We start from the raw sequence: 21261 nt of genomic DNA, 5'->3' as shown, positions 1-21261 counted from the left end.
TCGCGGCACACCAGCAAGAAAGGACCGGCTACGCCGGACCCAACCCACCTCATCGCTGCCGCTCTTCGGCCTCGCCTACAGACAGCCCACCGGGCTGCCTGCTTAACGGCTCAGCCACTCACTTCACCTATGGAAAACCCCTCCGTACGGAGGGGTTTCGAGTTTGGTGTGTCGGGTTTGGCTGACAGGGCCGTTTTTCCACACCGAACTTGCGAATCAATCGTTTTACATGAGCGAGGCTCGAAGAGCCGACACACCAAACTCGCAATCCGTTTAATGGCGGGTGGCTTTGATGGCTACCCAGAGGCTGCGGATAAGCAGCGCTGCGAGATATAGGGTGAAGAGGATCGCTCCCACGCGGGGGCTCACCGCGCCGGCCAGCCACGTGCCGAACGGGGTGATGCAGGCGGCGATCACACCGATGATCAGCGCGGCCTTGACATGCACCATACGACGCTTGACGTTCGCCACCGTGGTGGTGATGGCGTTGGGGAACATCGCCAGCAGCGACGTGCCGCGGGCGATCAAATCGGAGGCGCCGAAGAGAATCGAGAGCGCCGGCACGCAGATCGCGCCGCCGCCGATGCCCAACAATCCCGCGAGAATGCCGGCGACCACGCCGAACGCCACCAGTCCCACGCCGGTGATCGGTGTCAGCACGATCTGCGAGTCACGCGAGGGCACGAACATCATCTGGTTGGCGATCACGAACACCAAAAACACCACGAACGCCCAGCGCAGCACCAGTTCCGGCAGGCGCGAGAGCAGCCACGAACCGATTTGCCCGCCGACGAACATGCCCAGGAACACCAGTAGGGCCGTGATCCAATCCACATTGCCGTTCACCGCATAGGAGATCACGCCGGAGATGGAGGTGGGCACGATGGCCAGCATGGAGGTGGCGGCCGCATGGCGCTGCGTCAGCCCCAGCCACACCAGGGCCGGCACGATCACCGTGCCGCCGCCGATGCCGAACAGACCGGAGAGGATACCGACCGCCACACCAACCGCCGCCAGTATCACCATGCCGCGGGGCGATTCGTCCATTTGATTGTCATCGGCGGGTACCGTCACCTGCGAGCCGTTGCTTTCCTGTGCCATATCACGCTCCTCTATTCGCTACTCATCATTCTGTAGCGGCGGCGGACACCACCGCCGGTTCCAGCGAGCCGCCCCACAATTGCTGCAGCGCTTCCATCTGCGCCGCGTCGCCAAACGCCACCCACTGGGCGCCGCTGAGCAGGCGCCAGTCGCCTTGCGTGCGCTCGTCGTCGGCGTATTGCGCCAGCAAATCAGCGACCCTTGTTTTCAGCAAAGCCTTCGACATCGCGGCGGAGGTCTCCGTGTCGAAGGACACGAACGCCACCCGCGTATCGGCGCACATTTCGATGGTGGTGATGCCGGGATAGCCGCCCGCATCCAGACCGTTCCAACCGGATTCGCAAGTTCCGGCGGCTTGTTCGATGCCGGCTTCCATCTGGCCGTTGCTCGTGATCGGCGCCTCATCGCGCAACCGCGGCTGGATCAGTCCCTGCGGGAACAGCACGCCGACCGATATGCCCAGAATCAGCAGCAGCACCGACAGCACCAGCGTGATGATGCCGGCCGCCGCAACGCCATGGTGGCTTGCCCGACGAGGCAGCGCCTTTCGCGCCGCGATGACCAGTACTACGGTGAGCGCGACCAGCACCGCCGCTGATAAGGCGATGTATCGGCCGGGCACCACGCCGCCGGGGTCGATGATATTCGGCGCGAGTTCGTGCGCGGCGGAGGCGGCACCGACGGCGATGGCGAGAACGCCGGTGCACGCCGCGAAACGTCCGAGAAGCTTCGAACGCGAAGCACTCGCCCGTATTGTTCTTACGCTGTAGCCACTGCTGTGGGCACTCCGTGTGCCGCGCAGTTTCTGAGTACCGACGGCGCGGTTTTCGTCGTCATCGTCGAAAAACCCGAAATCGTCTCCCATCGAGCCCCCTTGGTCTATGCCGTTTCCACCAGTGTAGTCCCCGGCCACCGTGTATGAGCGTTGCCTACGCGGGAAAGCGCACGGGCTCGGCAAAAAAGAACCCCGGCGGGGGAGCCGCCGGGGAGAGAAAGGAGAGAGAAGAAGAAAGGGGTTCAATTGTCGGGAACTGCTGCGGTTCCTGGTCAACTTGTGCTGACAGTTATAGATAACCATGCCATCCTGTGCCTAGTGATAATTTTGTCTGGGAATAACCTGAAAGTCACTGACCAAACGCGGAAAACGGCTGCGTAGCGCGTGCGATCGCGGTTCCATGGGGCCGCACGGAAGATGGAGCCAGCGTGGCGGCACTGGCCGGAGGGGCCCGTAATCGCAAACGGGAGACGGGGCTGAGACGACAGGAATCTCGACCTCCGCCACCGCGGAAAACGGCGGCTTCCTCATTAAGGGGAATTTGGCATTAGACTGGCTTGTAGTTAAAACACATACGAGGAGTTGTTATGCTGCTGTCCGACCGCGATATTCTGGCCGCGCAGGCCGAAGGCCATATCTCGCTCGACCCGTGGACCCCTGAAATGGTGCAGCCCGCGTCCATCGACGTGCGTCTTGACCGCTTCTTCCGACTGTTCAACAATCACGCCTACACCTACGTCGATCCGGCGGAGAACCAGGGCGCGCTCACCGAACAGTTCGAAGTGGCGCCGGACGAGCCGTGGATCCTGCATCCGGGCGAGTTCGCGTTGGGCGCCACGTGGGAATACGTGAAGCTCGATCCGACCATCGCCGCGCGTCTTGAGGGCAAAAGCTCGCTGGGCCGCCTCGGCATCCTCACCCATTCGACCGCGGGATTCATCGACCCCGGTTTCGAGGGGCATATCACGTTGGAGCTGAGCAATGTGTCGACGTTGCCGGTCAAGCTGTGGCCCGGCATGAAAATCGGCCAGATGTGCTTCTTCCAGCTCAGCTCACCCGCCGAGCATCCCTACGGCTCGCGGGAAACCGGCTCGCATTATCAGGGCCAGCGCGGCCCGACGCCCAGCCGCTCCTACGAGAACTTCTACCGCGCGCAGATCAACGACTGACGCGGCGTTCCACGAAGAAGCCCCATCCCGTTCTGTCAATGGGATGGGGCTTCTTCGTTCTGAGCGGAGGGTTCTCTGCTCGTCATCCTGAGCGAAGCGGAGCCTCTCACCCGTCATCCTGAGCGAAGCGGAGCGGAGTCGAAGGATTCCTTGGCGAATAACGATAAGAGATCCTTCGACTCCGCACTCCGTGCTCCGCTCAGGATGACGAGAGGAGAGCGCTGCGCCCGTCAGGATGACGAGCACGTCCGCCTATCAGAGTGACGGGAGGGTTAACGCTTCGCGATCGCGCGCAGCACAACCTTGCGCAGTTCGGAGGCGATGAGCACGATCGCGGCGAGGCCGATGCATTCGAGCCAGGCCATCGCGCTCAACGGCGTGGTGCCGAAGGCCGAGTTGAGGAACGGCACGTAGATCACCACAAGCTGCAGCACGATGGACAGGCCGATCGCGCCCCACAGCCACTTGTTCGAGAACAGGCCGACGAATGCGGACTGCAGGTGCGAACGCGAGGCGATCGCGTTGAACAGCTGGGCGAACACGAGAATCGTGAAGCCCATGGTGCGGGCCTCCACCATCTGCGCGTCATGGCCGAGCGCGCTTACGGAACGGTCGGTGAACAGGCCACCGGAGAGGTGCATGTCCATGCCGATCAGCGTGACGACCGCCATGATCAGACCGATGTAGATGATGTCGCCCCACATGGAGGCATCGATCACACGGTCGGTGAGCTTGCGCGGCTTGCGGTTCATCACGTCTTCGGTCTGCGGATCGACGCCCATCGCGAGCGCGGGGGCCGCGTCGGTGAGCAGGTTGATCCACAGCAGCTGCGTGGCGAGCAGCGGCACGGTGACGCCCTGCGTCTCGGGCTGGGTGATGCCGAGGAAGCCGGCGAACACCACGCCGAAGAACACGGTGAACACCTCGCCCACGTTGGAGCTCAGCAGGTAGCGCAGGAACTTGCGGATGTTGTCGAAGATCACGCGGCCTTCGCGCACTGCGGCCACGATGGTGGAGAAGTTGTCGTCCGCGAGGATCATCTTGGCGCTTTGCTTGGTGACCTCGGTGCCGGTGATGCCCATGGCCACGCCGATGTCGGCGGTTTTCACGGCCGGAGCGTCGTTGACGCCGTCGCCGGTCATGGCCACGATGTTGCCCTGACGCTGCAGCGACTCGACGATCTTCAGCTTGTGCTCGGGCGCCACGCGCGCGTAGACGGACACTTCGGAGGTGGCTTTGTCGAGCGCGGCCTCGTCGGCCAGCTGGTCGAGCTGGTCGCCGGTGAGCGCCTTGCCGTCCCTTTCGATGATGCCCAGATCGGAGGCGATGCGGGCGGCGGTGAGCGGGTGGTCGCCGGTGATCATCACCGCGCGGATGCCGGCTCGATGCGCCTCGGCCACCGAATCGCGCACTTCGGTGCGCGGCGGGTCGATGATGCCCACCATACCCGTCCAGATCAGGTCGGTTTCGATGGTTTCGGACTGTTCCGCGATATCGGCGATCTGCCCGGCCGCGTTGGATTTGATGCCGGGGACCTCGCTCAGATTCGCGGTGCCCAGCGGGCGGTACGCCTGTCCCAGCGTGCGGTAGGCCTCGCTGGAAAGACGCTCGACGGTGGCGAGGATATCTTGACGGTCGCCATCGGTGAGCGGGCGAACCGCGTCGCCCACGGCGATACGCGAGCAGTAGCCAAGCAGCACGTCGGGAGCGCCCTTGGCGAATACGGTGAGGTTTCCGCCCTCCGCATTGTCTTTGGCGATGATCGACATGCGCTTGCGCTCCGAAGTGAACGGCACTTCGGCCACGCGCTGGAACTGCTCATAGGCCTTGTCGGCGTGGGTTTTGCGGGCGGCGACGATCAGCGAAACCTCGGTCGGGTCGCCGACGATCTCCCACTTGCCGTTCTCCTGGCGCAGGTCGCCATCGTTCGCGAGCGCGCCGACGCCCAGCGTGGCGAGCGCTTCGGCCCTCAGCGCGGGCTGGTCGGCCAGCGACGAGCCGTCCGCGCCGACCATTTTGCCTTCCGGCGTGTAGCCGGTGCCGGTGATCTCCACTTCGCCGCTGGGGGTGACCACGCGTTCGATGGTCATCTCGTTGCGGGTGAGGGTGCCGGTTTTGTCGGAGCAGATCACGGAGGCGGAGCCGAGGGTTTCGACCGAATGCAGCTTCTTGACGATGGCGTTGTGCATGGCCATGCGCTGCACGCCGAGCGCGAGCACCACGGTCAGGATGGCGGCGAGGCCTTCGGGCACGGCGGCCACGGCCAGCGACACGGCGAGCAGCAGCGAGTCGATCACGTCGTGAATGTCGTGGAAGCCTTCCATGATCGCGAGCGCGGCGAGCACGATCACCGCGATCACGCATACGGCGATACCCAGAATCTTGGAGACGTAGTCCATCTCCTTCTGCAGCGGGGTTTTCTCGTCTTCGGTGGCGGAGAGCATGTCGGCGATTTTGCCGACCTGCGTGTTCATGCCGGTGCCGGTGACGATGGCACGGCCGGTGCCTTGGGTCACGGAGGTGCCGTTGAAGATCATGTTGGCGCGGTCACCGAGCGCCTTGGCCTCGGCGAGGGTGTCGGGCTTCTTGCCCACGGGCACGCTTTCGCCGGTCAGGCTCGCCTCCGCGATGCGCAAGGATGCGGCGGCGAAGAGTCGGCCGTCGGCGGAGACGGAGTCGCCTTCGCCGAGCACGATCACGTCGCCCGGCACCACTTCGGAGGTGTTGATGCGCACGACTTTGCCGTCGCGCAGCACCGAAGTCTGGGGCGCGGTCATTTGGGCGAGCACTTCGACGGCCTGTTCGGCGCGGGCTTCCTGGATGTAGCCGAGCACCGCGTTGACGATGAGGATCAGCACGATGACGATGGCGTCGAAGGGCAGCGCTTCGCCGCCTTCCGCTCCGGGCACCGCGTTGGCGCGTTCGATGAACCATGCGATCACGGAGATCACGGTGGCGGCGAGCAGCAGGTAGACCAGCGGGTCTTGGAATTGCTGGAGGAATTTCTTCCACTTGGGCACGGGAGGCGCGCCCGCGAGCTCGTTGGGGCCGAATTGTTCGAGACGCCGTTTCGCTTCGGCCGTGCTCAGTCCGGTGTTCGGGTCGACGCCAAGCGCCTCGGCCACGGCGGCCGCGTCGGTCAGGCTGGGATCGACGTCAAGCGGCAGAGCCTCATGCTGGTTGGGTTGCGCGACGTCGGATACGGATGGGACGCCGCTGTGAGAGGTGGATTGATCGACTTGGTGATCAACCATAGTGGTCTCCTTAGGAGCGCCGCGGAGTAGTCAGTCCTCGCGGTGGCATGGCGGTGGACCGGCGGAAGTCGTTTCCGTCGGCACTGCGGCCATTCCTCGCGGCAAGACTGCGCGGTTGCGGGCACCGGGGCAAGTCGCGCCCGATGCATATGTGTGCCATTATTCCACAGACCCCTTCCCGCAGGGCGTAACGATGGTGCCTGGCACCCGCAAATCGGGCAGTTCGCGCACAGATGTCCAACAGATCACCGTTGCTTCCACAGGGCCGCATCCGTTGGTATACGACGGATGCGGCCCTGTCCGTCGGCACGCAAATGACCTCGGGTGCTGGGACAATGGCGGGTATGGCTATGAAAAAAGGACCGACCAAGGGGTCGGGTGGCAAGCATCGCAATGCCCTGAGGGGCCACGGCCCGACGCCCAAGGCTGAGGACCGCGTGTATCACAAGGCGTATTTCGCCAAGAAGGAGGCCGATAGGCGCAAAGCGGCCGACCCGCGTCTCGCGGCCCGTCGCCGCGCCGACAAGTTCGCGGCGGACGCGACCGATCTGGTGTTCGGCCGCAATTCCGTGCTGGAGGCGCTGCGCGTGGGCGTGCCGTCGAACACGCTGTACATCCTCTCGCGGCTCGAGCATGACGACCGCACGCGCGAGATTGTGAAAATCGCCAGCGCGAACGGCCTGCACATGCTGGAGGCCGACCGCTTGGAGATGGACCGCATCGCGCGTTCCGGCAACCACCAGGGCGTGATCCTCAAGGTGCAGCCCTACCAGTATTCCTCGCTGGCCGAGCTCGCCGACCGCGCCGAGAAGAAGGCGCGCGCCATGGAGGCGGCGAATTCCGCGGCCGCACGCATCAAGGCGCGTCCGCTGTTCATCGCGCTTGACGGCGTGACCGATCCGCAGAACCTTGGCGCGGTGATTCGTTCCGCCGCCGCGTTCGGTGCGAATGGTGTGATTCTGCCCGAGCGTCGTTCCGCGTCGGTGACCGCCGCCGCATGGAAGGTGTCGGCCGGCGCGGCCGCGCATCTGCCGGTGGCCCGTGTGGTGAATCTGACCAAGGCGATCGAAAGCCTGCGCGAGCGCGGCTACTACACCGTCGGCCTTGACGGTGGTGGCGACAAGCTTGTGGGCGAAACCGGATTCGAGGCCGATCCGCTGGTGATCGTGCTCGGTTCGGAGGGCAAGGGATTGAGCCGTTTGGTGCGCGAGGCGTGCGATGCCATCGCGGGCATTCCGATCTCCAGTTCCGTGGAATCGCTGAACGCCTCGGTGGCCGCGGGTATTTCGCTGTACGCGGTGGACCGCGCCCGCCGCGAAGCCGCCGCCAACAGCTGACAGCGCTATATCTGGCATAAATTCGGGCCCGTCTCCTGACGGGCCCTTTTCATCGAATCAGTGGCTCCAGACGGCTGCGTCCGGGTCGTCGTCGGGGTTGTAGCCGTCGTCGTCCGGATCGTTATAGGTGTATTCGTCGTCCACCACGCCGGAATCGGCCTCTTCGTTCAAGGCGTCGACGGCCTTCTGGTCGAGCTTGTACGTCGGCAGGGCGGATTCGATATAGCTTTGCACCGCTTCGGCCATCGGCACGTCATGGCCCACCTGCTCGGCCAAATACCAACGATGCGTAAGCACCTCGTGGAAGAACTGCGCGGGCTCGATTTGAGAGCGGTATTCGCGCGGAATCATACGTGTGGTGGGTTCGAACACCTCGCGCATCCAGTCGGTGGCGACGATTTCAATCTCCTCGCCCTCACGCCATGTGGAGGCGCGGTAGGCGTCCAGATCGTTGAGCAGACGGCGGGCCTGATTCTCCTGCACATCCAAACCGGTCAGGCGCAGCAGCTTACGGGAGGCGTAGCCGGCGTCGACCACACGCGGACGCACCAGAATACGCTTGCCGTCCTCCGCGGTTTTCATCTCCAGCTCGTCCACGTCGAATCCGAGCTCGTTGAGCTTGTTGACGCGCTTTTCGATCTTCCACATCTCGTCCGGGTTGAACTTGTCGGTGTCGGTGAGCGCGCTCCACAGCGAATGGTAGCGGTCGACCAGGCGGTTGCCCACCTCGATCTCGTCCACATCGCCCGGCAGCAGCTTGCCGGAACTCAGATCCATAAGTTCGCCGATGATGTTGGTGCGGGCCAAGTCGATATCGTATTCGCGCTGGCCTTCGGTCAGCGTCATCTGCAGGTCACCGGTTTCGGCGTCCACCAGGAACGCGGAGAACGCGTCGGCGTCGCGCAGGAACAGCACGTTCGACAGGCTCACATCACCCCAGTAGAAGCCGGCGAGATGCAGCCGCACCATCAGCACGGCCAGCGCGTCGATCAGACGTTCGGCGGTGTCGGGGCGCAGATTGCGCGCGAACAGGGCGCGGTACGGCAGTGAGAATTTCAGATGCTTGGTGACGAGAATCGCCTCCAGAGGCTCGCCATTACGGTCGTGGCGGCCGGTGACCACCGCGATCGGCGTGACGCACGGCAGTTCCAGCTTCTCCAAGCGGCGCAGCATCTCATACTCGCGCTCGGCGACCTGACGGGTGATCTCCTTCATGGCGTACACCTCGTCGCCCACGTGCACGAAACGCACGACGTGGCGGGAGATGCCTCGCGGCAGGTTGGCCAGCAGCTCCTGCGGCCAGGTGGCCAGCGGCATATGCCACGGCAGGGTGAACATCTTCGGATTGGAGCTTGCGGCGGTGATCTTCAACGCTTGAGGCTCGACGTTAGTGGCGCTTTCATCCTGCGCCTGAACCGAGGTTGCTTTGGCGGCGCGCGGATCCAACTGCGACAAATCCATTCCTGATTGCATCATGTGTACCAATCTACCCGACCGCGCGGTCAGAATACACCCGGAGGTAAAGAAAAGCCCCGCAGCAACGCGGGGCTTTTCCAACGAGACGGTTAGAGAGGAAGAGAAACGTCTCGTTTAATGGTTGACAGGATTCTCATCCCGCCAAGATTAGTTCAGACGCAGCTCGGTCGACGGAGCGAAGAGGTGCATCTTGGCCGGATCGATCTTGATCTTGACCGTCGCGCCAACCTTCGGCAGCGCACGCGGGTTCACGCGAACCGTGGTGAGCTTGTTCTGGTCGGACATGAGCTGGGCTTCCTGGGCGGAGGAACCATCGGTGACGATGTTGCCGTAGATGTAGCCGTCGGAACCCAGATCCTCGACGTTGACGACCTTCAGCGAGAACGCGTTCGAATCATCAGCGGCGGCAAGGTCGGCGTCTTCCGGACGGAAGCCGACGACGATCTGGCCATTGTCCTCGGCGGTCAGCTTGCTGACGGCCTCGGTGGGCAGCTGGACAGTATCCTCGCCGATCTGCGCCTTGCCGTCGACCACCGGGTGGGTGTTGAGGTTCATCGACGGGGATCCGATGAAGCCGGCGACGAAGACGTTGGCCGGGCGATCGTACAGCTCGGTCGGAGCGCCGACCTGCTGCAGAAGGCCAAGCTTGATGACGGCGATGCGGTCGCCCATCGTCAGAGCCTCGGTCTGGTCGTGGGTAACGTACAGGGTGGTGACACCCAGCTGACGCTGCAGTGCGGCGATCTGAGTACGGGTCTGCACACGGAGCTTCGCGTCGAGGTTCGACAGCGGCTCATCCATGAGGAACACCTTCGGCTCACGCACGATGGCACGGCCCATGGCCACGCGCTGACGCTGGCCGCCGGACAGAGCCTTCGGCTTGCGATCAAGGTATTCGGTGAGGTCGAGGATCTCGGCGGCCTTCTCGACGCGCTTGCGGATCTCTTCCTTCGGGGTGCCGGCGATTTTCAGGGCGAAGCCCATGTTGTCGGCGACGGTCATGTGCGGGTACAGCGCGTAGTTCTGGAACACCATGGCGATGTCGCGGTCCTTCGGCTGCATGGTGGTGACATCCTTGCCACCGATGAGGATGCGGCCCTTGTTGACCTCTTCGAGGCCAGCCAGCATGCGCAGCGTGGTGGACTTACCACAACCGGAGGGACCAACCAAGACGAGGAACTCGCCGTCCTTGATTTCAAGATTCAGATCATCCACAGAGGGCTTATCGTTGCCCGGGTAGACGCGAGTGACGTGGTCGAATACGACTTCTGCCATAATATTTTCCTTTCATGAGCAGGTACGTGCTCAACGATCCGTAGTAAAAGGGTTTTTACTGTTTCGGTGCTTCAGCGCATTGCCTACCGCCAACTACATCATCAACGGCATGCCGCAAACTTCGGCGTTTACTTGTTGCGACCCTCGGAAGAGCTCTCTTCCTTGAGCCACGTTCTACTATACACGCGGACGCGACGTTGGCAAGAGCGTGTCCAAGAAATACGGCAAGTTTTTTACAACGTTGCACACTATCTCCACAGCCAATGTGGATGCCTTACCGTCCCGCCATGTGGCTGCACGGTAAGGCCGGCCAGTCTCGCCGTGTAGTCTCACCGCCCGGCCTCACCGTGCGGGCGGACCGCCCACAGGTGGCGCACGATACCGCCGCGCAAAATAGCCGAATCCACACGATGCCGCCGTAGGAGAATAGATGAATTTACACGATGCCGCCGTACGCGAGTGGTCAGATTTACACGATGCCGCCATAAGCGTGGACGAACCGTCAGCGTATGCCGATTCACCCACGTCAGTATCCTCTGGCGCTGCAACCACCGCTAGAATCCGCCTCACTAGAATCAGAATACACACGCAATTGGCCTATACCTTGGCGCACCCAGACATGGGCGCACATATGCGAAGCCGCCGCGCGGCTTGTGGCTGCGCGGCGGCTTGCTGTCGAGGAAGGAGATAGAGAAGTCAGAGGGGATTACTTGGCGTCGGCCGCCTTGTCGTCCTTGTTCTTGGGCATGATCCAGAACTTGAGCAGCGGGTAGCTCACGACGACCGCGAGCACCGTGTTCACCACGGAGGCGATGGTGCCGGCGATACCGGCGTTCATGCCCCAGCCCTGGCACAGCGAGGTGACGTAGCCCGGCAGCACCAGGTTGACGACCACGATGACGACGGCGAGGATCGCGTACTTCCAAGCGGCGTCCTTGAAGCTGGAGTCAGACTTGAACACCCACTTCATCTGCACGAAGAAGTTCACGACCTGCGCGATTACCTCGGCGAAGAGGAAGGTCAGGAAGCCACCCAGACCGTTGCCGGATTCGGGGTAGTTGAAGATGAGGAAGTGGAACGGCGTGGTCAGACCCATGGCCGTGACGAAAATCGCAGTGCCGATCCAGGTGACCACGAAGCGGGAGATCGTGGAGATGTTCGACAGGATGTTGAACAGGATGAACTCCCAAATGGTCGGGTGATCCTTGATCCACTGGCGGATCGGGCCGAGCTGCTTGTTGTCGGCGTTGGTTTCGGTCATGATGCGCTCCTTAGCGTTCTTCAGTTGATCTCGTTGTCTCTCAGGTCACGCGCCGGCCGCCCGGCGGCTCAGCCAATCGGCCGGCGCGTATGTTGGTTTATAAGTGGAGGTTGGGCCGGGGCATGCGCCCCATCGGTCACGACTCCAGTTCTTTCGCGGTCTTCTTGTTGGCGGACTGGTTGCGGAAGAATCCGGAGATCACCGTGCCGAGTCCGCGGAAGGTGTGGCCGTTGGCGATCTTGACGATGCCGTCGACCATGGCCGCGTCGATCATGCCCTGGGTCATCTTGCTCATGGCGCGCGGCGGCATGTTCAGCACGAACAGAGAGTTGAGGTCCGGCTGACCGGTCTTCTCTCGGGTCTTGCGCTCCTGATTCTGCAGGGTATTGGCGATGGTGCGAGCCACGAAGCCCTTGGAATCGGACCACGAGGAGATCGGGTCGTTCACGCCGAACACGGTCGGCTTGCCGGGGGCGATCACGTCGTGGCCGAACAGCACCACCATCTCGGCGTCGGTCACTTCCTTGACCTTGCCGTTCAGGTAGGCGCCCAGCGCGGGGTTGGCCGGCTTCGGCTCCACAGTGCCCACGACGGCGTGCGTGGTGGTGAGCGCGATATCGTGCGCGTTGGTGCCGATCATCAGCGTCCACTCGCCCGACTCGACCTGCCAGGAGTTGCTTGCCGTCTCGAAGTGACGGAAGGTGTAGCGGTCGAACTCGATGCGAACGGTCTGGGTCTCGTGCGCGTCGAGCTGCACCTTGACGAAGCCCTTGAGCTCGCGGTCCGGGCGGAGCGCGCCGCCCTGGGGTCCGCGCACGTACAGCTGGGCGACGGTGGCACCCGGCACGTCGGAATCATTGGTGACGGTGAAGCTCACGCCCTGATCGTCGGCGGCGAGGTCAGCGTACACGAAGTTCGAGTAGCTCAGACCGTATCCGAACGGGAAGCGCACGGGCGCGCCGACCGTCTCGTAGTAGCGGTAGCCGACGAACGGCCCCTCGCGATAGATGGCGTCGCGACCGATGGCGGGATACCAACCGGCGGAGGGGCAATCCTCGTAGCGAATCGGCCAGCTTTCGGCCAGATGGCCGGAGGGGTTGACCGCGCCGGTCAGGGCGCGGGCGGTGGCGGAGGCACCGGCCTGGCCGGACAGACCGATGTAGAGCACGGCGTCCACGTCGGCGACCCAGTCGGTTTCGACCGGGGAACCTGCGACCAGCACGACGACGATCGGCTTGCCGGCACCCTTGAGCGCCTTGACCATGTCGAGCTGAACATGCGGGATGGCCATGGTGGAACGGTCGAGGCCTTCGGATTCGCTACGCTCGTCGAGGCCGATCACGGCGACCACGACATCGGTATCGTCGCGGGCCGCCAGCGCGACCGCGTCTTCGATCAGCGCGCGGTTCTCGCCGCCCTGACGTTCGTAGCCCTGCGCGTAGCCGGCCACGGACACGCCGTCGATGGCGGTGAGCTCGTCGAGGATATTCTCCTCGCGGGTGGCGTTCACCTTGGAGGAGCCGGAGCCCTGGAAGCGCGGGGTCTTGGCCATGTCGCCGACGACGGCGACGCGAGCGCCGGGCTTGAGCGGCAGCACGCCGCCTTCGTTCTTGAGCAGCGCGGAGGCGTTCTCCGCCACGCGACGGGCCACCTGATGATGGTCGGCGATGACGCTGTCCTTGAGCAGGTCGTTGCGGCCGACGCCGGTGGTCTTGGTGAGCTGCGCGATTTTGGCGACCTCGGCGGCGCGGGCGTTGAGGTCGGCTTCGGCGAGCGTGCCGGCGGCCACTGCGCCGACAAGCTCACGCACGGAGGTGAAGCCGGGGCTGGGCATCTCCAGCGTGCCGCCGGCCTTAACCGCGGCGACGGCGGAGTTGGAGCCGCCCCAATCGGAGACGACCATGCCGTCGAATCCCCACTCGTTACGCAGGATGTCGATCAGCAGATGCGCGTTCTCATGCGCGTACACGCCGTTGATCTCGTTGTAGGCGGTCATGATGGTCCACGGCTTGGCGTCGCGCACGGCGATTTCGAAGGCGGTGAGGTAAATCTCGCGCATGGTGCGCTCGTCGACCACGGAGTTCGAGGCCTGACGGCGCAGCTCCTGGCTGTTGACCGCGAAATGCTTGGGGCAGGCGGCGATGCCGTTGGACTGGATGCCCTTGATCAGGCCGGAGGCCATGCGGCCGGCGACCTGCGGGTCTTCGGAATAGTATTCGAAGTTGCGGCCGCACCACGGGTTGCGCTTGATGTTCATGCCCGGGCCGAGCAGCACGTTCACATCAAGGTCATGCGCCTCGCGGCCCAGCGCTTTGCCCATGTCTTCGGCAAGCGCGGGATCCCACGAATTGGCCACGGTGGCGGCGGTCGGGAAGCAGGTGGCGGGCTTGGACGCGCCCAGGCCCAGATGGTCGCCTTCGCCGAGCTGACGACGCACGCCATGAGGGCCGTCGCTCATCACAAAGCTGGGGATGTCGGCGCGTTCGATGCCGCGCGAGTCCCATTCGGAAGCGCCGGACAGCAACGACGCCTTTTCCAGCACCGAGAGGTTTTCGATCTCCATGGTTCTCCCTTGCACTCGAGGTCTTGTCGAATCGAAGCGTGTGCTGCAGCGCACAATCACCTGCGATTCATCGCTCATATTGATTCAATCAGACCCGGCGGCAACATGAAGCGGGTTTTCACAACCTGTCGTTTTTACCGCACAATCGGTTGGAGGCGCATTGCCCTCCGCAGATGCGCGTTCCCTTGCCCTATAGGTACGGAATCCGTGTGCCTCCCGTATCCTGACCATCACCTCACTGACGAACTTCTCAAAATTTTTGAGAAGTTTGTGGCGGAACTTCTCAAAATTTTTGAGAAGTGTATGATGGAGGGAGGTAGGGAGGTGCGTTATGGTGCCGGAGAATCCGCAGGAGACGTACGCCACGCTGGTGCGCGAGGCGATGCGGTTCGACATGCCCACGCCCATACGCCGCCATGAGGCGATACGCGAGCTGGCGCAGCCGGCCCCCTTCAACATCGTGCACATCATCACCGGCATCCGCCGCTGCGGCAAAACCTTCTACCTGTTCCAGAAGATTCATGATCTTCTTGACGCGGGTGTGCCGCGAGACCGCATCCTCTACTTCAACTTCTCCGACGACCGCCTGCGCCCCATGCCGGACGGCATCCTCGACGACATCGTCAACGAGTATTGGCGGCAGGTGCCCGGCGCGCGGGATGAGGGCGCCTATCTGTTTCTCGACGAAGTGCAGGAATGCGAGAACTGGCAAGGGTTATGCCAGCGTCTCGCCGAACATGAGAAGGTGACGCTGACCATCACCGGCTCATCATCCAAACTTTCCAGCGACGAAATCGCCACCACCTTCCGCGGGCGATCGCACCCCCACGAGATGATGCGCTTTCCTTCCGCGAATACTGCCTGTTCCACGGATTGGCCACTCCGGATTCGAGCGATACGGACGCGACGTTCTCCCCGCAGGAGACCACCGCCTTCGAAAGCGCCTACGAGCGGTACCTCATCACCGGCGGATTCCCAGCGGTGCAGCACGCGCTCGAGCCCGACCGCATCGAACTGCTGCAGGGCTACCTGCGTGACGTGGTGGCGCGGGACGTCGCCGAACGATTCGGACGCGAGAACATCGCCCTCGCCACGCAAACCGCGCTGTACGCGCTGCGCAACACCGCGTGCGAACTGTCGGTGAACAGTCTGGTCGAAGCGCTCAAAACCCAGGGCTGGAAAGTCTACTGGGATAAGATCAACACTCTGCTCGCCCTGTTTAAGCAGGCGTATCTGGTCTACGAACTGCAGGAGTATCAGACCGCGCTCAAGACCGACAGCACCTCCGTGCCGAAACTCTACGCGGTGGACCCGGGCATGGCGTACGCGGTGTCGCGGGCCAACCAGCAGGATGTCGGCAAGCGGCTGGAGACGGCGGTGTTCGGCGAGCTGCGCCGCCGCACCTCGGGCAACCGCACGGAGGCGGTCACCTCATACACCATGCCTACCGCACGGCAGGAGAAAGTGGACTTCCTTGTCGGCGACGCGCTGGCCGCCGAGCCTTACGCGCTGTACCAAGCCACCGCCAGCATGGAGGCGGAGAAAACCCGCGCCCGGGAAATCGGCTCGCTGAGCGCGGTGATGCGGCGCACCGGATTGACGGAAGGCAGCATCATCACCCTGCGGGAGGAAGGCATCGAAACCACCGAAGCCGGCCATATCCGCATCATTCCGGCATGGAAGTGGGCGCTGCTGGGCTAGACGCTCACCACGCGCGATGGAAACGCCATGTCGTTCGCGCTTTGAGGGCCACGGCTCTAGTATCGTGCGTATTGACGGCAGGAGAGAGACATCGGAGTCTCCCACCCCGTCATGTACCCAGAGGTTTAAGGGGTGATCTATGGCAGATCAGCAACAATCAGCACAACCAACGTCGGTCGAAACCGCTTCCGCTCCCCCGGGCGGCGGCAACGGCCTGCAGAAAAGTCTGAAACTCGTATTCGTCTACACGGTCGCCACAGGCTCGATTTTCACATTCGTAAGCTATTGGGATTCGGTGTTCTTCAGCTATTGCGGAGCGGGCACATTCCTCGCCTTCGCATTGATGACGCTGGCGATCCTGCCCGTCGCGCTGGTGTATAGCGAGATTTCGCCGCTGTTCAAAACGGCCGGCGGCGAGCTCATCTACAACACGGTGGGCTTCAACAAGCACGTCGGATTTCTGGCCTCATGGCTGATCATGGCGGCGTGGATCTCCGTGCCGCCGGCCGTGGTGATGGCCATCGCCACCTACATCAGCAAACTATTCGGCCTGAACCTGAGCTTCGGCACCACCGTGCTGATCGGTGTGGTGATTCTCGTGCTGGTGTTCATCATGAGCCTGCAGGACATCCAGTTCCTCGTCAAGGCGCAGGCCACCTGCCTGTTCTCGAACATCGCCACCACACTGATCACCGCGGTACTGATCCTCACCTGCGGGCATTGGAGCATCTCGAATCTCGCGGGCGTGTTCTCGTTCTCGTCCATCGATTCCACATGGGCCATCCCCGGCTGGGTCATCGGCATGGCGCTGCTCATCACCCCGTATTTCGGGTTCGAGACCGTGCCGCAGATGGTTGAGGAGGGCGACTTCCCCATCGCGAACACCAAGAAGGCCATCTGTGGATCGGTGATCACATGCGGCGTGATCTACACGATTTTCTTCTTCTGCGTGGCCGGACTCGCGCCCGCGGAAGAGCTGCTCGCAGGGGACTCGGCCAACGGATTCATGACCATCAACGCCATGGAGAACATGCTCGGCTGGCGCTTCTGGCCAATGGTCTACGGCCTCGTCTCGATTCTGATGGGCATGGCCGCCTCGATTCTGGGCTTCTGGATGTCGACCGTACGCATGCTGTATTCGATGGGCAAGAAGAACTTCCTACCCGAGGTGTTCACCAAGGTGAACAAGCACCAGCAGCCGATTCTGCCGAACATCTTCCTGCTCGGCGTGAGCCTGACGTTCATCCTGCTGCAGAACGCGGGCAGTTTCATGAACGACTTCTTCAACCTGATGTCGTTCGGATGCGCCTGCGCCTACGCGCTGACCATGGTTTCGGCCGTGCGCATCCGACACAAGCATCCGCAGTGGTATGAGAACAACAAGAACGTGGTGCGCGGCGGCGACGCTCTGCGCATCCTCGCCATGGTGATCATGATCGCAATCGCGTTCTTCTGCACGCTCGGCCAGGGCATTGGATCGTGGATTTCATTCGGCGTATATCTCGGCATCGGCGTGCTCATCTGGGCATGGATGGTGCTGGTGCGCTGGAAGCGGTCCACCGTAACGATCGAAACGCCGGACGGCGAGCGGACTTTCTAGTCGGCACGCAACCTGAACCAATCCAATCCAATCAACCCTCTCAACAATCCCAACAATCCCTCAACAAAAGGAGAACATCATGGCAAAGCTTGACGGCAAGGTCGCCCTCATCACCGGCGCGGCGGCGGGACTCGGCGAGGGCATCGCCGAAGTGTACGCCAAGTACGGCGCGAAAATCTGCATGGTCGATCTCGACCCGGCCGTGGAGGCCACGGCCGACCGCATCCGCGGCATGTATCCGGACGCGCAGATCATCACCGCGATCGCCAACGTGGCCGACTGCGCGCAGGTGGACGAGGCCGCCGCGCGCACCATCGCCGAATTCGGCACCATCGACGTGGCTTGCGCCAACGCCGGCGTATGCCGCCTCGCGCCGTTCGAGGAGATGCCGGACGAGATGCGCGACTTCCATATCGACGTGAACATCAAGGGCGCATGGAACACCTGCAAGGCGGTGATTCCCGCCATGCTCAAGGCCGGCAAGGGCGCGATCGTGATCGCGTCCTCCGTGACCGGCGACATCGTGGCCGACGCGGGCGAGGCCGCCTACGCGATGAGCAAGGCCGCGCTGGTGGGCCTGACCAAGTGTCTGGCGGTGGAATATGCGGACCGTAACATCCGCGTCAACTGTTCGCAGCTGGGCTACGCGCGCACCCCGATGGTCGAGAAGATGGCGGTCGAGTCGAATCCGGACGATCCGGAGTCGGCGATCAACGACATCGCCGTCGGCGTGCCGATGAAGCGTCTGGCCAAGCCGACCGAGGTGGGCGAACTGTTCGCGTTCCTCGGCTCCGACGAGGCGAGTTACATCACCGGCGAGCAGGTGGTCATCGACGGCGGCAGCACCCTGCCCGAAACAATGAGCATCGGCACCAACTAAACAAGGCGATAGCCGCTTCAACAAACACGAAGGGCGTGCGACGGCTCCAGTCGCACGCCCTTCTTTGCGTCCCGAGCGGAATCATCCAGCCGTCATTCCGAGCGGAGCCCGTAGGGCGCAGTCGAGGAATCTCTCCTTGAGATCCTTCGACTCCGCTACGCTCCGCTCAGGATGACGAAGAGGGAGGACTCCACCCGAATGACGAGAGAGCGATTTGGCCAAATGAGGAAATGAAAACCGTCCAAATGAGGAAATGGCATCTGCAATGCCAATGATTCCAAGGGTTTTGCCACCCACCAGCAATCAGCCTTTTTATCGTTTTAGATTCTTTTATACTCTTTTATAGTTTTTATATTCTTTTATATTGTTTTATATTCTTTCCGAAAGTAAAACATGCCATGACGCTGATTCCAGTGCCTTCAACGATGAGAGCACGCGGCGTTCATCCGCCTGTCTACAGAGAACCAGCGGTAACGGGATGTCCGCTGGGGGCACTTGTCCCGAAAGGCAAATGCCCGAACGATACGGAAAGGGCTCGAACCGAGTGGTTCGAGCCCTGTGGGGTGTGAGCCGCGGCGCTGGACTAGGCAGCGACGGCGGCCAGATAGCCCTCTTCGACGGCGCGGTTGATGTCGGCGGCGCGGCCGTTGCAGTCGCCGGCCAGAGTCACCGTGATGCCGGCGGCCTCAAGCGGGGCCGTGTCGAAGGCGACCGGAGCGGTGCCGAGCGCCAGCACCACGCAATCGCAGGGGATGGAGACGGCCTGAGTTTCCGGTTCGGGCGCATCGGCGGGAGCGGCTCCCGGAGCACCGCCCGGAGCGGCGGGTCCGCCGGGACGCACGCCCGCGCCGGGGGCAGCGGCACCGGGACGAGCGCCACCTGCGCCAGCGCCCGGGCCTGCGGGGCGACCGCCGGGGGCACCAGCAGGCGCGCCACCGGGCGCACCAGGACGTCCGGCGGGGGCCGGCGGGTTCAGGGTTTCGGTGGCTTCGACCGATTCGGCGGTGATGCGGTCCACCTTGGTGTTGGTTTTCAGCGTCACGCCATGCTCGGCGAAGTCGGCCATCATCACCGGCTTGATGGTCTGCGATTCCTCGGCGGCGATCTGGCCCATCATCTCCACGATGGTGACCTCGCAGCCATAATCGTCGCCGGCGATCAGTTCAGCGGTTTCCGCGCCCACCAGACCGCCGCCGATCACGACGGTGCGGCCATGGGGCTTGACCTTGCCTTCCAGCACCGACCATGCGTCCATCACATGCGGCTGATCCAAGCCGGGGATGGGCGGGGCGGCGTTGCGGCCGCCGACCGCGACGATCACCTCGTCGTAGCCGCCCGCCACCAGCGATTCGGCCGTGACGTCCGCGTTCAGTCGCATGTCCACGCCAGCGGCTTCAAGCGCGCGGCCGTACCATGCGGTCGCACGGCGCATGTTCTCCTTGCGCGGCGGCACGCTGGCGATGCCGAGCTGACCGCCCAGCTCGCCGGCCTTCTCGAACAATGTGACCGTGTGTCCGCGCAGGGCGGCCACGCGGGCGGCCTCCATACCGGCGGGGCCCGCGCCGACGACCGCGACGCGGTGCGGCGTCTCGGCCGGCTTGATGACGCGCTCGTACTCGTGGCCGTTTTCGGCGTTGAGCACGCAGGAGATGAAACGGCGGCTGGCAATGGCGTCCGTGCAGCCGCGGTTGCACATGATGCACGGGCGGATGAGATCCTCCTCGCCGGCGGCCACCTTGTTCGCGTAATCCGGATCGCACAGCATCGGGCGGCCGAGCCCCACATAGTCGCAGGCACCGGTCTCGATCAGCCGTTCGGCCTCGGCGGCGGTGGGAATCGCGCCGACCGTGGAGACCGGCACCGGCACCACGGCCTTGATGCGACGCGAATACTCTTCCATGAAGCAGTTGGGGCGCGTGCCCATCGCGGGGATGGTGTCGTTGAGGTTGCCAGTGTGGTTGGCCTGGCCAACGTGGAAGGTGTCGACGCCGTCCTCGACGAGCAGTTTCGCCAATTCCACGGCCTCGTCGATGAACAAGCCGCCGCGACCGATCTGCGGATTCTCGGTGATGATCGGCAGCTTGTAGTCGATGCAGATATCGGGCGAGCCCTCGCGGATCGCGCGCACCACCTCGCGGGCGAAGCGCGTGCGATGCTCGAAGGATCCGCCGTATTCGTCGTCGCGCTGGTTGATCAGCGGCGAGCACAGGGAGCCGACCAGACGGTCGCCGTGCACTTCGATCGCATCGGCGCCGGCGAGCGCGGCGCGGCGGGCGAGTGCCTTGATGGATTCGAGAATCTCGGCGAGGCGTTCGGCGGGCACTTCGTTGATGTAGTGCGCCATGTCGTGGTGGAGTTTGGCGCGGGCGCCCATCATGTCGCCTTTGGCGAAGAGCTCGGCGACGGCGACCGTGTCGTATTCGGGGTGGAACACCTGCAGGCCGAGCTTGCAGTCGAATTCGTGCAGGGCGTCGGCGAGCGCGCGGAAGCTGGGGATCTGTTCGTCGGTGACGAGTTTGGGCGTGGGTGAGATGGTGTGCACGGGCGTCACGTCGCCGAGCACGATGTAGGCGGCGCCGCCTTCGGCCACACGCTTGTAGAAGTTGATGCTCTGTTCGGTGATCGATCCGTCGCGGGCCTCGTAGCCGGTGGTCATCGGCGGGAACATCATGCGGTTCTTCAGCCGCATGTGGTTGATTTCCAGTGGTTCCAGCAGTCGCTGCAGTGTCATGCGTACCTCCTTGTAGTTGCGACGCTTATTGACTTCCGTTGCCGCGGGCCGGCGCGGTACGCCGGCCCGCGGCAACGGAAGTAAGATTGGTTCGGCGGTCTGCCAGGCGGTCGTCGGACCATCTGACAGACCGCCGGT

General features: G+C 63.3%; 13 protein-coding genes and 1 pseudogene. 6 read left to right on the top strand and 8 right to left on the bottom strand.

Annotated features, from left to right (window positions below; genetic code table 11):
* Positions 1-273: 273 nt before the first annotated feature.
* Positions 274-1101: a sulfite exporter TauE/SafE family protein gene (locus AC1AV0_RS04800; RefSeq protein ID WP_226805742.1), complete on the bottom strand. Its 828-nt coding sequence runs from the start codon at positions 1099-1101 to the stop codon at positions 274-276.
* Positions 1102-1126: 25 nt separating this feature from the next.
* A complete protein-coding gene (locus AC1AV0_RS04795; RefSeq protein ID WP_094637783.1) occupies positions 1127-1966 on the bottom strand; it encodes a hypothetical protein in 840 nt (279 codons plus the stop codon).
* A 497-nt stretch (positions 1967-2463) separates the two neighbouring features.
* Here AC1AV0_RS04795 and dcd point away from each other — a divergent pair, with 497 nt between their 5' ends.
* Positions 2464-3045 (top strand): dCTP deaminase, encoded by a 582-nt coding sequence (gene dcd / locus AC1AV0_RS04790; RefSeq protein ID WP_094637658.1) that lies wholly within the window; start codon positions 2464-2466, stop codon positions 3043-3045.
* A 272-nt stretch (positions 3046-3317) separates the two neighbouring features.
* Here dcd and AC1AV0_RS04785 read toward each other — a convergent pair whose 3' ends face one another.
* Complete coding sequence (locus AC1AV0_RS04785; RefSeq protein ID WP_476571598.1) at positions 3318-6299, bottom strand: cation-translocating P-type ATPase; 2982 nt, start codon at positions 6297-6299, stop codon at positions 3318-3320.
* Positions 6300-6643: 344 nt separating this feature from the next.
* Between AC1AV0_RS04785 and rlmB the strand changes: the two genes are divergently transcribed.
* Complete coding sequence (rlmB, locus tag AC1AV0_RS04780; RefSeq protein WP_476571596.1) at positions 6644-7636, top strand: 23S rRNA (guanosine(2251)-2'-O)-methyltransferase RlmB; 993 nt, start codon at positions 6644-6646, stop codon at positions 7634-7636.
* 57 nt (positions 7637-7693) lie between these two features.
* Here the strand turns inward: rlmB and AC1AV0_RS04775 are convergent, their stop codons facing one another.
* The 4 genes from AC1AV0_RS04775 to AC1AV0_RS04760 all read right to left on the bottom strand — a co-directional run bounded on the left by AC1AV0_RS04775 (position 7694) and on the right by AC1AV0_RS04760 (position 14211).
* Entirely contained in the window at positions 7694-9109 is a 1416-nt protein-coding gene (locus AC1AV0_RS04775) for a DUF4032 domain-containing protein (protein WP_476571652.1), read from the bottom strand.
* Positions 9110-9259: 150 nt separating this feature from the next.
* Positions 9260-10387, bottom strand: coding sequence for an ABC transporter ATP-binding protein (locus tag AC1AV0_RS04770; RefSeq protein ID WP_476571594.1), 1128 nt, complete (start codon positions 10385-10387; stop codon positions 9260-9262).
* Positions 10388-11093: 706 nt separating this feature from the next.
* Positions 11094-11648 carry a GtrA family protein gene (locus AC1AV0_RS04765; protein ID WP_476571592.1) on the bottom strand — a complete coding sequence of 185 codons (555 nt, stop codon included), beginning with the start codon at positions 11646-11648 and terminating at the stop codon, positions 11094-11096.
* Between the two features lie 136 nt (positions 11649-11784).
* Entirely contained in the window at positions 11785-14211 is a 2427-nt protein-coding gene (locus AC1AV0_RS04760; RefSeq protein ID WP_476571590.1) for a glycoside hydrolase family 3 C-terminal domain-containing protein, read from the bottom strand.
* Positions 14212-14542: 331 nt separating this feature from the next.
* Here AC1AV0_RS04760 and AC1AV0_RS04755 point away from each other — a divergent pair.
* The 4 genes and pseudogenes from AC1AV0_RS04755 to ucpA form a co-directional block, all read left to right on the top strand.
* Positions 14543-14989 (top strand): annotated as a pseudogene (locus AC1AV0_RS04755) (ATP-binding protein); the annotation flags it as partial.
* A gap of 95 nt (positions 14990-15084) precedes the next feature.
* Positions 15085-15912, top strand: coding sequence for an ATP-binding protein (locus AC1AV0_RS04750; RefSeq protein WP_476571588.1), 828 nt, complete (start codon positions 15085-15087; stop codon positions 15910-15912).
* A gap of 139 nt (positions 15913-16051) precedes the next feature.
* Positions 16052-17512, top strand: a complete 1461-nt coding sequence (locus tag AC1AV0_RS04745; RefSeq protein WP_476571585.1) for an APC family permease — start codon at positions 16052-16054, stop codon at positions 17510-17512.
* Between the two features lie 79 nt (positions 17513-17591).
* Entirely contained in the window at positions 17592-18392 is an 801-nt protein-coding gene (gene ucpA / locus AC1AV0_RS04740) for an SDR family oxidoreductase UcpA (protein ID WP_476571583.1), read from the top strand.
* Positions 18393-18975: 583 nt separating this feature from the next.
* Here ucpA and bilR read toward each other — a convergent pair.
* Complete coding sequence (gene bilR / locus AC1AV0_RS04735; protein ID WP_476571581.1) at positions 18976-21123, bottom strand: bilirubin reductase, long form; 2148 nt, start codon at positions 21121-21123, stop codon at positions 18976-18978.
* Positions 21124-21261: the final 138 nt, after the last annotated feature.

Source organism: Bifidobacterium sp. LH_558 (assembly GCF_056356295.1).
This window is presented reverse-complemented; position numbering and strand designations above follow the sequence as displayed.

Coding starts and splice junctions, on each gene's coding strand:
- AC1AV0_RS04800 (WP_226805742.1), bottom strand. CDS start 1,101: ATGGCACAGGAAAGCAACGGCTCGCAGGTGACGGTACCCGCCGATGAC.
- AC1AV0_RS04795 (WP_094637783.1), bottom strand. CDS start 1,966: ATGGGAGACGATTTCGGGTTTTTCGACGATGACGACGAAAACCGCGCC.
- dcd (WP_094637658.1), top strand. CDS start 2,464: ATGCTGCTGTCCGACCGCGATATTCTGGCCGCGCAGGCCGAAGGCCAT.
- AC1AV0_RS04785 (WP_476571598.1), bottom strand. CDS start 6,299: ATGGTTGATCACCAAGTCGATCAATCCACCTCTCACAGCGGCGTCCCA.
- rlmB (WP_476571596.1), top strand. CDS start 6,644: ATGGCTATGAAAAAAGGACCGACCAAGGGGTCGGGTGGCAAGCATCGC.
- AC1AV0_RS04775 (WP_476571652.1), bottom strand. CDS start 9,109: ATGCAATCAGGAATGGATTTGTCGCAGTTGGATCCGCGCGCCGCCAAA.
- AC1AV0_RS04770 (WP_476571594.1), bottom strand. CDS start 10,387: ATGGCAGAAGTCGTATTCGACCACGTCACTCGCGTCTACCCGGGCAAC.
- AC1AV0_RS04765 (WP_476571592.1), bottom strand. CDS start 11,648: ATGACCGAAACCAACGCCGACAACAAGCAGCTCGGCCCGATCCGCCAG.
- AC1AV0_RS04760 (WP_476571590.1), bottom strand. CDS start 14,211: ATGGAGATCGAAAACCTCTCGGTGCTGGAAAAGGCGTCGTTGCTGTCC.
- AC1AV0_RS04745 (WP_476571585.1), top strand. CDS start 16,052: ATGGCAGATCAGCAACAATCAGCACAACCAACGTCGGTCGAAACCGCT.
- ucpA (WP_476571583.1), top strand. CDS start 17,592: ATGGCAAAGCTTGACGGCAAGGTCGCCCTCATCACCGGCGCGGCGGCG.
- bilR (WP_476571581.1), bottom strand. CDS start 21,123: ATGACACTGCAGCGACTGCTGGAACCACTGGAAATCAACCACATGCGG.